8 protein-coding genes and 1 tRNA gene are annotated in these 13,660 nt (G+C 70.3%); 4 read left to right on the top strand and 5 right to left on the bottom strand.

Annotated elements, in window-relative coordinates:
• Positions 1-93: 93 nt before the first annotated feature.
• The 3 genes from CCN37_RS12475 to CCN37_RS12465 all read right to left on the bottom strand — a co-directional run bounded on the left by CCN37_RS12475 (position 94) and on the right by CCN37_RS12465 (position 3,556).
• Complete coding sequence (locus tag CCN37_RS12475; RefSeq protein ID WP_086820908.1) at positions 94-2,058, bottom strand: GGDEF domain-containing protein; 1,965 nt, start codon at positions 2,056-2,058, stop codon at positions 94-96.
• Between the two features lie 90 nt (positions 2,059-2,148).
• A tRNA-Gln gene (locus CCN37_RS12470) sits at positions 2,149-2,219 on the bottom strand.
• Between the two features lie 116 nt (positions 2,220-2,335).
• The gene (locus tag CCN37_RS12465) at positions 2,336-3,556 is read right to left on the bottom strand and encodes a S9 family peptidase (RefSeq protein ID WP_086820907.1); all 1,221 of its coding nucleotides are present in this window, start codon (positions 3,554-3,556) and stop codon (positions 2,336-2,338) included.
• Positions 3,557-3,760: 204 nt separating this feature from the next.
• Here CCN37_RS12465 and CCN37_RS12460 point away from each other — a divergent pair, with 204 nt between their 5' ends.
• Positions 3,761-4,723, top strand: coding sequence for an acyl-CoA desaturase (locus tag CCN37_RS12460; RefSeq protein ID WP_086820906.1), 963 nt, complete (start codon positions 3,761-3,763; stop codon positions 4,721-4,723).
• Positions 4,724-4,873: 150 nt separating this feature from the next.
• Positions 4,874-5,473 carry a TetR/AcrR family transcriptional regulator gene (locus tag CCN37_RS12455; protein WP_086820905.1) on the top strand — a complete coding sequence of 200 codons (600 nt, stop codon included), beginning with the start codon at positions 4,874-4,876 and terminating at the stop codon, positions 5,471-5,473.
• A 1-nt stretch (position 5,474) separates the two neighbouring features.
• On the opposite strand, the gene CCN37_RS12450 is transcribed toward CCN37_RS12455, so the two are convergent.
• Both CCN37_RS12450 and CCN37_RS12445 read right to left on the bottom strand, forming a co-directional pair.
• Complete coding sequence (locus tag CCN37_RS12450; RefSeq protein WP_086820904.1) at positions 5,475-7,430, bottom strand: polysaccharide lyase 8 family protein; 1,956 nt, start codon at positions 7,428-7,430, stop codon at positions 5,475-5,477.
• Positions 7,427-8,587, bottom strand: a complete 1,161-nt coding sequence (locus tag CCN37_RS12445; RefSeq protein WP_086820982.1) for a sorbosone dehydrogenase family protein — start codon at positions 8,585-8,587, stop codon at positions 7,427-7,429. Before CCN37_RS12445 ends, CCN37_RS12450 begins: the two co-directional genes overlap by 4 nt.
• 543 nt (positions 8,588-9,130) lie before the next feature.
• On the opposite strand from CCN37_RS12445, the gene CCN37_RS12440 reads away from it, so the two are divergent.
• Together CCN37_RS12440 and mfd are read left to right on the top strand one after the other, a co-directional pair.
• Positions 9,131-9,967: an SDR family oxidoreductase gene (locus CCN37_RS12440; protein ID WP_168200644.1), complete on the top strand. Its 837-nt coding sequence runs from the start codon at positions 9,131-9,133 to the stop codon at positions 9,965-9,967.
• Positions 9,968-10,042: 75 nt separating this feature from the next.
• The gene (gene mfd, locus CCN37_RS12435) at positions 10,043-13,606 is read left to right on the top strand and encodes a transcription-repair coupling factor (protein ID WP_086820902.1); all 3,564 of its coding nucleotides are present in this window, start codon (positions 10,043-10,045) and stop codon (positions 13,604-13,606) included.
• The last annotated feature ends 54 nt before the right edge of the window (positions 13,607-13,660 follow it).

Below are 13,660 nucleotides of genomic sequence, written 5' to 3'. Positions count from 1 at the left end.
GCACTCTAGGACGAGCGCTGTGGCCAGGACCACAACCGCATCAGGAAAGTGAAAATCCTGTGGGTCCGATTCCGGTGTTCGCCCAGATCGGGGTCACGGGCAGGGCGGCGGCACCCAGCTGGAGGAGTGCGGCAGATCGTCGGCGGTGTCGGCCCCGCTCACCGCGACCCGGCAGCCGCCCTGGCGCTTGGCCTGGTACATCGCGGCGTCCGCGCGGGCCAGCGCCTGGCCGGGCGTTTCGGCCGGCCGCACGGAGACCACGCCGATCGACAGCGTCACCCCGCGGGAGAAGTCCACCGGCAGCCGCGAGACCGCCTCCACCGCCCTGGACAGCGCCGCCTCAGCCGCCCCGAGCGGAGCGCCGGGCAGCAGCACCACGAACTCGTCCCCGCCGTAGCGGCCGACCAGGTCGTCCCCGCGCAGCGCGTCGCGCAGCGTGCTCGCGATCACCCGCAGCACGTCGTCGCCCTCGGCGTGCGAGCACCGGTCGTTGACGCTCTTGAAGCCGTCCAGGTCCACCAGCGCCACCGACAGCGGGTAGGCCGACGGGGTCGCGACCAGCGTGTCCATCCGCTCGTCCAACGCGCGCCGGTTGGGCAGACCGGTCAGCGGGTCCTGCAACGCCTGCTGCGCGATCGCGCCGTGCTCGCGGCTCAGCCGCTCGTGCTCCAGCCTGGTCAGCAGCGTGGCCACACGGGCCTCGCGCAGCGTCCACAGCTCGTGCTCCAGCGCGGTCGCGTACGCCTCAAGCGCGTTGCTCGTCTCCCTGCCACCGTCCGGCCCGCACAGCCGCGCGTACTCGCGGACCAGGCACAGCATCAGGGTCGGCTCGCTGGTGTCGCGCGCCAGCTGCACGCGGGTGTCGCCGAGGACGCGCTGCGCCTGCTCGTCGCGGCCCGCCAGTTCGAGGCAGCGGGAGAGCGCGATGGCGGTGACGATCTGCTCCCTCGGGTACATCGAGAGGGTGAGCAGCTCCTCCAGCCGCTCGATGTGCTCGGTGCTGGGGCGGGCCAGCGCGTGCGCGGCGCCCAGCATCGGCACCTGCACGGCGGCCGGGCGGTCGCTGCGCCTGGGGAACAGCGACTCCCGCCAGGGGCCCTCGACGGAAACGGCCAGCGCGGAAGCGGTGGCGAAGCGGTCGACGGCTTCCTCGCCCTTGCCGACCCGCTCCAGCCGCAGGCCCCAGCCGAGCAGCAGCCGCACGCGGTTGATCATGTGCACGGCGATCTCGTGCGGTCCGCCGTTCTCCCGGACGCACAGGTTCGCCCTGGCCAGTACCTCGTCGGCGAGCTCGTAGACGCCGAGCTGGGTGAGCACCAGGCCGATGTCGACCCACGCCGCGGCCAGCAGCCTGGCCCAGGTGCGCCCGCCGAAGAGCACGTCGGGGACCGGGTCGCCCTCCAGCATCACCAGCGCGGCGGCGACCTCGGAGAGCGCGGTGTCCTCGTAGCCGGACATCAGCGCGCGGCGCCCGGCCAGCGCGTGCGCGTCGGCCTGCAACACGATCAGGCCGTGCCTGCCGGTGTGGCTGAGCAGTTCCTCCAGCAGTGGATCGGTCAGCTCGCCGAGCCCCGGCGTGACCAGGCGGACGATCACCGAGGCGCGCAGGATCTGAGCGACCATCCTCGGCTCGCCGCGCCGCTGCGCCTCGGTCAGCAGGTCGTCGGCCTCGCGGGCCATGGACAGCTGGGCTTCCAGGTCGCTGGACTGCGCGGTCGCGGTCAGTTCGCGGGCGCGGCCGACCAGCCACGCGTCCGAGACCTCGGCGAGTGCGGGCGGACGTGCGTCCTGGCGTTCCGGCTGGATTTCCGGTTGTTCTGGTGGTTCCACGGGGGCGCTCACGGACACCGCGGCGGCAGCCGGGCTCTCCACGAGTTCGGAGGCGTCCGGGGTTCCGGGCTCGGGCACCGCGCTGATGGGGAGGATCGGGAGGTCCGGGGCGGACAGCTCCAGATCGGTCTGCTCCGGGGGAAGGTGCTCCAGCCGCCGGCGCCCCGTCCGGGACTCCTCCGGGCTGTACGCGGGACCGTCGATGCCGGTCTCCTGCTGCAGGTGCATTCACCCCCCTTGTGAACAGCCACGACGTGGTCGTGGGCACCGTGCCGGGCGCTCCGCTCCGGTGCCGGGTACACCGGGTGGGCCCGTCCGCTCCGCCGCCAGGATTCGAACCTGAACCATCAGAACCAAAATCTGAGGTGCTGCCGTTACACCACGGCGGATAGTGGGCGACATCGCGCACGGTATCGCTACCGCACGCAACGACATGGTGGCATGCGCGCGCCGTTCGTGGCAGGCAGGCCACACTTCTGGCTGTTTTCCGACAGCTTTTCCCCGGTCAGCGCCCCGCGGCCGCCACCGAGTTGGTAATGAAGTCCGTCACCGTCCGCTCGTAGCTCGCCCGGTCGTGGTTCCAGAGCGCGACGTGCCCGGCCCCCGGCACCTCGGTGTAGCGCAGCGGCCAGTTCAGCCGCCCCGCCGCCCACGCCAGCTCCCGCGCGGCGCTCACCGGGACCGTCTGATCGGCGTCGCCGTGCAGCAGCAAGGTCTCCGGCTTCACCGTCGGCGGCCGGTCGGCCAGGTCGAAGCGGTCGAAGTCCACCCCGGCCCGCCAGGAGCTGATGGCCTTGGCGACCGGGACCAGGAAGGTCGGCAGGCCGCGCTGCTCGGCCTGGAAGACGAGGGTCTTGCTCCAGCTCACCACCGGCGAGTCCAGCACGACCGCGGCCACCCGCGAGGCCAGCGCCGAGCGCGCGAGCAGCTGGCCGACCACCGCGCCGCCCATCGAGTAGCCGTAGAGCACGAACCGCTTGGCCCCGTTGCCCAGCGCCATCCGCATCGCGGACTCCACGTCCCGCCACTCGGACTCGCCAAGGTGGTGCAGGCCGTCCGCCGAGCCCGGGGCGTCCCTGTCGTTGCGGTAGCTGACCGACAGCGAGGCCATGCCCGCCCGGTGCACCGGGCCGATCATCCGCAGCGTCTCGGTGTAGCTGGCGTTGTGCCCGTGCACCCCGATCACCCAGGTGTCCGGCTCGATCCCGGCGGGCGGGCCGACGTACCAGGCCTTGGCCGGGCCGAGCTCCGTCGGCACCATCACCTCGCTGAAGTCGAGCCCGAAGGCCGTTCGCGGGTTGCCGGCGCCCCAGACGTCGGTGTTCACCCGCACGCGCGCGCCGATCGGCGGAGAAGCCCCGCTCAGCAGGCGCCGTTCCACCCGTCCGGCCGAACGGCCGAGGATCTCGCCGATCTGCGCGGAGCCGGAGAGCTCGGTCGACCACCGGAGGTCCCAGACGCCGGGGCGGAGGGTGCCCTCGTTCTCGGCCAGGGTGACGCTCCTCACGCCGCCCCTGTCGTGCACCGCGAAGACCTCGTCGTAGTACCGGGGCTCCGAGTGGTTCGGGACGAGCAGCACCGAGGAGTAGTAGTACGAGCCACCCACCGTCGCCAGCCCCACCAGCAGCGCCGTGACCAGCACGAAGATGGTCACGCGGCGGCGTGGTGATGAGCGCCGCGCCCTCGGCCGCGCCACCGGGGCCTCGGCGACGGGTGAAGTCGTCATGCGCCGATCATGCGCGATCGCGCGCGTGTCGCCGGTGTGGTCGTGAAATCTTCGCCCTCGGTGCCCGACACGCCCGATTTGATGCGACACGCCGTGAGTTGTCACTCGGGGGGTGACGGGTGCTCACGCTCTACTTACGCTTGCGTAGGTTACGGTTCCGTAGCCGTAGGGAAGTGTCCCCTGAGTGATAGAGGTAGCCAACGCATGACGCTGACATCCGAGCCCTCCACGCGCCCCGGCGCGGAACCAGCGCGTGGCCCCAAGCCGATGTTCGACGAGCCCCGCACCCGCGTCGGGCAGGTCGTCGTGTTCGCGTTCGTCATCATTCCGACGCTGGCGCTCATCGCGGCCGTCCCCTTCGCGTGGGGCTGGGGTCTCGGCTGGGTCGACGTGGCGCTCGCCCTGGTCTTCTACTACATCGGCGGGCTCGGCGTGACCGTCGGCTACCACCGCTACTTCACCCACGGCTCCTTCAAGGCCAAGCGCTGGGTGCGCGTCATGCTCGCCATCGCGGGCAGCAGCGCCGTGCAGGGCCCGATCCTGCACTGGGTCGCCGACCACCGGCGCCACCACGCGTTCTCCGACAAGGAGGGCGACCCGCACTCGCCGTGGCTCTACGGCACCTCGCCGTGGGCGCTCACCAAGGGCTTCTGGCACGCGCACATGGGCTGGATGCTGCGCAGGGACGTCACCAACGCCGAGCGCTTCGCGCCGGACCTGTTGGCGGACAAGGACATCCGCCGCGTCGACAAGCTGTTCGTCGTCTGGATCGTGCTCAGCCTCGGCCTGCCCGCGCTGCTCGGCGGCCTGATCACCTGGTCCCTGTGGGGTGCCGTCACCGCCTTCTTCTGGGCCGGTGTCGTGCGCATCGCCGTGCTGCACCACGTGACCTGGTCGGTGAACTCGGTCTGCCACATGATCGGCGAGCGCCCGTTCAAGTCCAAGGACAAGGCCGCGAACTTCTGGCCGCTGGCGATCCTGTCCTTCGGCGAGTCCTGGCACAACCTGCACCACGCCGACCCGACCTCCGCCCGGCACGGCGTGAAGCGCGGCCAGATCGACACCTCCGCGCGGGTCATCTGGATCTTCGAGAAGTTCGGCTGGGTGTGGAACGTCCGCTGGCCCACCGAGGCCCGGCTGGCGCGGATCACCGTCGACCAGCACTGACACGAGCACCGATGCCGGGGGCCCCTTCTCAGGGGTCCCCGGTAATTCGTTGGCGAAGCGCATAAACTCTCGCCACAGTCCACGTGCGACAGGTTCCGGCACGCGCGTGAAGCCATCGCAGGAGGGGGAGCTCCGGTGGCCCGTGTACGGATGACCGGCAAGGAGCGGCGGCAGCAACTGCTGGACGTCGGCAGGAAGCTGTTCGCGGAGAAGGGTTTCGACGGGACCTCCATCGAGGAGGTCGCGCACCGCGCCGGGGTCAGCAAGCCCGTGGTGTACGAGCACTTCGGTGGCAAGGAAGGGCTCTACGCGGTCGTCGTGGACCGCGAGATGCAGGTGCTGCTGAACGGCATGGTCACCGCGCTCTCCGTCGCCGACCACCCCAGGGAGCTCTTGGAGCGGGCGGCCAGCTCGTTACTGGACTACATCGAGGACTCCACCGACGGCTTCCGCATCCTGGTGCGGGACTCCCCGGTCGCGGCGAGCACCGGCACCTTCTCCAGCCTGCTCAACGACATCGCCAGCCAGGTCGAGGACATCCTCGGCCAGCAGTTCTCCGCGCGCGGCTACGACGCGAAGCTGGCGGCGCTCTACGCGCAGGCGCTGGTGGGCATGGTCGCGCTGACCGGCCAGTGGTGGCTGGAGGCGCGCAAGCCGAAGAAGGACGACGTCGTCGCGCACCTGGTCAACCTGTGCTGGAACGGCTTGTCCCATCTGGACCACAAGCCCAAGCGCCGCGCCCGGTCCTGAGCTAGCCGAACCGCACGCGGTAGGTCTTGCCGTGCTCGGCGTCGACCCTGATGCGCAGGCTGGGGCGGAACACGTTGAGCACCAACGGTTCCTGTGATCGCATCGGGTCCGAGACCGCCAGCGTGCGTCGATCGAGCACGACGGCGGCAGGGTTCTCCGCGCTCACGTCCTCGACCGTGCCCGGCTCGTAGAAGTTCGCCGCGAGGATGTCGCCGTGCCGCACGGCCTGTTTCTGGGCCGTGTTGCTGAGTACGACAGTCTTCGGGTTGCTCGCGTACTCGGCTGTCTCCTCGGCTGTTCGGCCGGGAAGCAACACGTATTCGTAGTGGCTGGACCGGGGATTGCGGCCATGGTCGAACACGAGCACGGCGTACTTTCCCGTCTCGGTGTGGACTCTCGTGCTCGCCGGGAAGACGTAGCCGCCGACTCCGGCGAGATGGGCCCAGCCCGGTCCGTTCGTGAACTTCGCCGAAGTCCTGCGATTCTCGACCGTGGTGATGATGTCGCCGTCCTCGCTGGTGATGCCCGCGCCAAGCGCTACGATCTCGTCGCCGAACATGAACCAGGACTTGGTGCCGCGCAACGAGTTCGGTCTTCCCGGACGTCCGTGGTCGAGCTGGTCCGGTCCTGCGGTGAAACGCATTCCGAAGCTACCGGTGTCGTTGTCCAGTGTGACTCCGCCGACCCATTTGTCCGGCCCGCGGAACCCGTCGAACCACAGGTTGTCCGCGGGCGTCCGGGGATGCGTTGCGGTTGTGGTCCCCGGCAGCCGGTACATGTCCACTGTGGACCAGAAATCGCCGGAGTAGTGCTGGAGATCGTCGTTGTACAGGTAGGTCATGCCTTCGCCGGTGTACCACCCGCGCAGGTTCTCGCCGTTGCCCGACTCGTAGCCGTTGATCCTGTTGCTGCGAGCGGCGATCGCGAACACCCAGTCGCGGCGCTTGTGCACCACGCGATCCATGCTCGTGAACGTGTGGTGTGCGGCCCTCCGTGTCTTGGGTGGTGCTGTCGTCTTGCGCAGCAACACGATCTCGGCCGGGCCAGCGGTTCGCTCGTAGGTGCCGGATTCGACGAGGCTGCCGATGAGCGGGCCGAACTTCTTGCTGCCCAACAAGGTCAGCGCACTGACGAGCTGGCGTCCCCAAGCGTGGTCGTCACTGCTCCTGGTGATCGAGCGACCGCGCACGAAGGACATCACCTGACCCCGGAAAGTGATCGGCTCGACGCCGTCGAACACCCAGCGCTCGACCACCTCCGGAACCGGATCGCCGAGCACCGCAAGGGTTCTGGCCACGCTGCCGAGAAGTACCACGCCGTAGGTACCGGTGTAGGCGTGGCGTTGGTGCTGCACGAACGAGCCGTCGCGGTAGAAGCCGTCGCCGGTGACCACGTGCTCGAAGACCTGGTCGAGCGCGCGGCGGGCTTCCGGGATGAGGCTGGAATCGCTGAGCAGGCCGCGCCGGAGGTGGATGTACGCCTTGTCCGCCCGGTTGGCGCCCACCTCCTCCTCACTGGGATTGGCGGTCCGGCGCGTGGGGTCGGGGACGAACCGCCGCACCGCGCGAAGCAGCTCCGGGATGCGCGCGCCGGTCAGGACGAGCGTGTCGAGCAGCAGGTCTGGGATGCCGATCTCCCACTCCCACCAGTTGCCGACCTCGTCCATGTCCTCCCGGTAGCGGTGGCGCGCCAGCCAATCGAGCGCTTCGATCACCACGTCCCTGGTGCTGGGGGAGAGCGCCATCGCGCGCAACCGGGACAGCGACGCGGTCGTCCGCTCGACGCCAGGCCCCGCGAGGTCCGGCCACAGCGATGTCCTACCGGGAGATCTGTCCATTGTGGACATCAACGCGCGGGCGCGGGCCTCGGTGCGCTCGATGGCGGTGGCGATCAGCGGATCGGTCGGATCGGCTTCCGCGCCACCGGTGAGCAGGTCGAGCCAGCGCCCGGTGCTCACCGGCTTATCCGCAGGAGCTTGTCGTCATCACCGTTGGACGTCGTCACGTACAGCGCGCCGTCCGGCCCGAGCCGCGCGCCGCGCAGCCTGCCGTGCGTGTCGTTCAGCTCAGCGGGCGTCGAGACCTGGCGCACCGCTCCGGCCTGGTCGAGGGTGAACAGCAGCAGCTTGCTGCCCTTGAGCGCCGTCACCGCGAGCACTCCGTCCAGCTCGCCCCAGCTCGGCCCCGACAGGAACGCCGCGCCGCACAGGGCTTCGGTCGGCGAACCCGAACTCCACGTCGCCGCCACCGCGTCGGGGAAGCGCTTCAGATCGGTCATCGGCACGTCCTCGTCATACCCGCCGATCGTGCCCCCGCGCGAGGGGTCCCACCCGTAGTTTCCGCCTGGCCGCAGCAGGTTGACTTCGTCGTCGACGTCCGGCCCGTGCTCGGCGGAGAACACCTGGTCGGTCCCCGGCCGCTTCACGAGGCCTTGCACGTTGCGGTGCCCGTAGGTCCACAAGAGCCGCTCGCGCGGATTCGCCGAGTTGGCGAACGGATTGCCCGGCGCGGGGCCGCCGGTCTCCAGGTCGAGCCGCAACACCTTGCCGCCCAAGCCGTTGCGGTCCTGCGCCGAGTCCGCGCGCGCCGCGTCCCCCGTGCCGACGAGCAGCGCGCCGTCGTTGGCCAGCTCCATCCGGCAGCCGGAGTGCCGCCCGCTGCTGACCGGGATTCCCGTGAGCAGCTCGCCGGTCCGCTCCGCGCGGGCGCCGTCCTCCGACAACCGCCAGGTGATCAGGCGCGTGTCCGCCTGCGTCGTCTGGCACGTCACGAACCGCCGGTTGGTGGCGAACGCCGGGTGCACGAGCAGGCTCATCAGCCCGCCTTCGCTGCGCGCCATCAGGTCGCCGAAGTCCGCCCGCACCGTTGTCGCGGTCGCTCCCGGCTTGGTGCCCGACAGCAGCGTCAGCTTGCCCGGCCGCTGCGTGACCAGCGCTTTGCCGTCCGGCAGGAAACCGACGTCCCACCCGTGCTGCAGCCCCGCGGTCACCACTTCGACCTTGAGCGCCGGCGCTTTCCCGGCCGTTGGCGCGTTCCCGCGAGGCTCGGGCGACCCCTGGCCCGCGCACCCGGCCGTGAACGCCAGGACAGCAACAACCGCAACGCCGCGCTTGATCACCCCTCCATGCTCCTCCTCTTCACGTACAACCACCGTGAATCCCTTTCGCGATCTCCCCTTCGCGGCGTTTTGGCAACTCGTCGTCAATGGGAGCGCTCCTCAATCACAACAAGTAGCCAAAACGCGAAATCCGCCCTCGCTGGAACCGCCTGCGATGCGCTCCGCCGTGCGGCCCTGGCGCTCCAAATCGCTCAGCGCGCGCTGCCGAGCACGGCGTTGAGGTGTCTTCAAGACCACCGAACCCCCGTGTCGATCATCGTTAACCACCCCAAACCCCCACGCGGTCGAAGGTTTGCCGTCGTTGAAGACCGCCGAGGCCGGGTTGGGGGTGTGAAGACCGATGAACCCTCTGACCACATGGAACGCCTAGTTGTCCACATCGGCTCGCGTTGTCCACAGGTGCGTCCAGCAGCCGTTTCGCGGGCTTGACCATCGGTAGGCTGGGCTCGGGGTCGCCCCCCGGGAGGGTGGGGGGCTGTAAAGAAGCGGGAAGCGGTGTGGCGCTGGGCCCCGAGGTGGGAAGTGCGGAAGGGGGAGCGCGTGATCATCGAGGCTGGGCAGGTCGCCTACGTCAGCGGAGCGGCCAGCGGGATCGGGCGGGCACTGGCGGGTGCGCTCGCGGCCCGCGGAGTCGATCTCGTGCTCGTCGACGTGCAGGGCGACGCGCTCCACGAGACAGCGGGTGAGCTGGAAGGCCGCGTGCACGCGGAAGTCCTCGACGTGAGCGACGCGGAAGCGGTGCACGGGCTCGCCGAACGGGTCGGGCGCGTGGACCTCCTCTTCAACAACGCGGGCACCGGCAACGGCGGCATGATGCTGTGGGAGAGCACCGACGAGGAGTGGCGGAAAACCTTCGACGTCAACGTGTTCGGCGTGATGAACGGCATCCGCGCCTTCGTGCCGAAGATGATCGAAGCCGGACGCGGGCACGTGATCAACACCTCCTCCCTCGCCGGGCTCAGCGGAGCACCACTGCAAAGCGCGTACGGGCCCAGCAAGCACGCGGTCGTCGCGCTCTCCGAAACCCTGCTCATCGAACTCCGCTCGCGTGGGCACACGGGCATCGGCGTGAGCGTGGTCTGCCCGGGATTCGTGAACACCCCGATGGCCAACGGGATCTTCGCGCTGCTCGACGCCGACCCGGACTCCGAGCACTACCGCATGATCCGCGACAGCCTCCCCGACCAGGCCGCCATGGACGGACTAATCGCTGGACTGCGCGCCTCCGCCGCCACCATGATCGACGCGGACGTCGCCGCCGAACGAATCCTCACCGCGGTCGAGCGAGACGCACTGCACGTCCTGCCCAACGGCGACCTCGACGACCACGCGAGGAACCGCGCACAGGCCGTGCTGGACGCCCTCGACGCCAGCTGAACGGGCACGGCGAGCCACCGTCAGACCCACGACGTAGTCTCGGGACGCACACGGCAATACGGAGGGAAAGTCACGATGGCGGCATCGTTGTCCGGCCTGCTCAGCACCCTCGGCAGGGCGGAGGCGCTGCGCGCGGTCGCCAACGCCGCCGGCACCACCTCGGTCGAACTGGAAGGCCCGCCGGCCGCCAGAGCGCTCGTCGCCGCCACCCTCGCCGCCAAGCACACCGTCCTCGTGGTCACCGCCACCGGGCGCGAAGCCGACGAACTCACCACGACCCTCGGCGACCTCCTCGGCCCCGACGTCGTCGCACCCCTGCCGTCCTGGGAGACGCTGCCGCACGAACGCCTCTCCCCGCGCGCGGACACCGTCGGCAAGCGCCTCACCGTGCTGCGCCGCCTCGCCCACCCCGGCGAAGGCACCCCGATCAAGGTCGTCGTCGCCACCGTCCGCAGCCTCATCCAGCCGATGGCACCCGGCCTCGGCGACCTCGAACCCGTGCGCCTGAACGTCGGCGCCGAACACGACTTCGCCCAGCTCGTCGAACGGATCGTCGACCTCGCCTACGCCCGCGTCGACCTCGTCGAGAAGCGCGGCGAGTTCGCCGTCCGCGGCGGCATCCTCGACATCTTCCCGCCCACCGCCGAACACCCGGTCCGCGTGGAGTTCTGGGGCGACGAGGTCACCGAGATCCGCGCCTTCTCCGTCGCCGACCAACGCTCCCTCCCCGACGAACTCGCCGAACTGCACGCGCCGCCCTGCCGCGAACTCCTGCTCACCGCGCCGGTCCGCGAACGCGCCGAGAAGCTCGCCGAACAGCACGCGGGCGATGCCCACCTCGCCGAAATGCTCACCAAGCTCGCCCAGGGAATCCCCTGCGAGGGCATGGAAGCGCTCATCCCCGCACTGCTGCCGGGCGAACTCCAACTGCTCACCGACGTGGTCCCCGACGGCACCCACGTGCTCCTCGCCGACCCGGAGAAGATCCGCACCCGCGCCCACGACCTCGTCCGCACCGGCCAGGAGTTCCTCGAAGCCTCCTGGATGGCGGCGGCGGGCGGCGGCTCCGCCCCGATCGACCTCGGCGCCACCGCCTACCGGGCACTCGACGAGATCGCCGACCACGCCCGCGCCAGCGGCCGCCCCTGGTGGACCCTCAGCCAGTTCTCCGCCGGACCCGCCACCGGCGCCATCCGCCTCGGCCTCAAGCCCGTCGACGCCTACCACGGCGAACTCGACCGGGCCTTCTCCGACCTCCGCGCGCACACCGCGGCCGGGGGAGCCGCGGTCCTCGTCGTCCCGGGAACCGGAACCGCGCAGCGCGCGTGCGAACAGCTCCGCGACGCCGAAGTCCCCGCCGTGCACGCCCAGGACGGGCTCACCGGAGCACCCGCCGCCGGACTCGTCACCGTCGCCTGCGGCGGCATGGAAGACGGCTTCTCCGTCCCGGACGTGGCACTGGTCGTGCTCACCGAGACCGACCTCACCGGCGGCCGCGGCGGAACGTCCACAAAGGACATGCGGCGGATGCCGTCCAAGCGCCGCAACGCCGTCGACCCGCTCGCGCTCAAGCCCGGTGACCACGTCGTGCACGAACAGCACGGCATCGGCCGCTACGTCGAGATGGTCCAGCGCACCGTCGCCGGAGCCACCCGCGAGTACCTGCTGCTGGAGTACGCCTCCAGCAAGCGCGGCCAGCCCGGCGACCGGCTCTTCGTGCCAACCGACCAGCTCGACGAGGTCTCCCGCTACGTCGGCGGCGAACTGCCCACGCTGAACAAGCTCGGCGGCTCCGACTGGAAGAACACCAAAGCCAAGGCGCGCAAGGCCGTCAAGCAGATCGCGGCCGAACTCGTCCAGCTCTACGCAGCCCGGCAGTCCGCGCCCGGCCACGCCTTCGGCAAGGACACGCCGTGGCAGCGCGAACTGGAGGACGCCTTCGCCTACGTCGAGACCGTCGACCAGATGGGCGCGATCGAAGAGGTCAAGGCCGACATGGAGAAGGCCGTCCCGATGGACCGCGTCATCTGCGGCGACGTCGGCTACGGCAAGACCGAGATCGCGGTCCGCGCGGCCTTCAAAGCGGTCCAGGACGGCAAGCAGGTCGTCGTGCTGGTGCCCACCACCCTGCTGGCGCAGCAGCACCTCAACACCTTCACCGAGCGGATGCGCGCCTTCCCCGTCACGGTCAAGGGCCTCTCCCGCTTCACCGACCCGATGGAGGCCGAACAGGTCGTCGCGGGCCTCGCCGACGGCGGCGTTGACGTGGTCATCGGAACGCACCGGCTGCTGCAGACCGGCCTGCGCTACAAGGACCTCGGCCTGGTGATCGTCGACGAGGAACAGCGCTTCGGCGTCGAGCACAAGGAGCACATCAAGGCGCTGCGCACCCACGTCGACGTGCTGACCATGTCCGCGACGCCGATCCCACGCACCCTGGAGATGAGCCTGGCGGGCATCCGCGAGATGTCCACCATCCTCACCCCGCCGGAGGAGCGGCACCCGGTCCTGACCTACGTCGGCGCCTACGACGACAAGCAGGTCGGCGCGGCGATCCGGCGCGAACTGCTCCGCGACGGCCAGGTCTTCTTCGTGCACAACAGGGTCAGCTCGATCGAGAAGGCCGCGCGCCGCATCCGCGAACTCGTCCCGGAGGCCCGCGTGGTCACCGCGCACGGCCAGATGAACGAGGACCGCCTCGAAAAGATCATCGAAGGCTTCTGGGAGAACGAGTACGACGTCCTGGTCTGCACCACCATCGTCGAGACCGGACTGGACATCTCCAACGCCAACACCCTCATCGTCGAGCGCGGCGACATGCTCGGCCTCTCCCAGCTGCACCAGCTGCGCGGGCGCGTCGGCCGAGGCCGCGAGCGCGGCTACGCCTACTTCCTCTACCCGCCGGAGAAGCCGCTCACCGAACAGGCGCACGACCGGCTCGCCACCATCGCGCAGAACTCCGAACTCGGCGCCGGCATGGCCGTCGCCATGAAGGACCTGGAGATCCGCGGCGCGGGCAACATCCTCGGCGCCGAGCAGTCCGGGCACATCGCGGGCGTCGGCTTCGACCTCTACGTGCGCCTGGTCGGCGAGGCCGTCGAGGCATTCCGCAAGCACGCGGGCGCGGGCACCGGCGAGGAGGACGAGGAGCTGGCCGACGTCCGGGTCGAGCTGCCCGTCGACGCGCACATCCCGCACGACTACGTGCCCGGCGAGCGACTGCGCCTGGAGGCCTACCGCAAGATCGCCTCCGCCGGGGACGCCGCCGCGCTGGACGCGGTGCGCGAGGAGCTGACCGACCGCTACGGCCAACTCCCCAAGCCGGTCGAGCACCTGCTCGCCGTCGCCACCTTCCGCCAGGTCTGCCGCAGGCACGGCGTCACCGAGGTCGCCGTGCAGGGCAGCACCGTCCGGTTCGCGCCGATGGACCTGCGCGACTCGCAGACCGTCCGGCTCAAGCGACTGCACCCCAAGGCCGTGCACAAGCCCGCCGTGAAGACGGTCTCCGTGCCCCGGCCCACCGAGGGCGCCGCGGGCGGGCGGATCGGCGCGCCGCTGCTGCGCGACCGCGAACTGCTCGACTGGTGCGCCAAGTTCATCGAGTCGATCGCCGCCGCACCCCAGCCCGCAGGCGTCTGAGCAGCGACCATTCGATGCTTGGCCAACCCTTGCACCCCATGCCCACCCCGAGCG

Origin of the sequence: Allokutzneria sp. NRRL B-24872 (genome assembly GCF_002155965.1) — a bacterium.
Classification (GTDB): domain Bacteria; phylum Actinomycetota; class Actinomycetes; order Mycobacteriales; family Pseudonocardiaceae; genus Allokutzneria.
The sequence above is the reverse complement of the archived record's forward strand: the minus strand, read 5'-3'. Positions and strand labels throughout refer to the sequence as shown.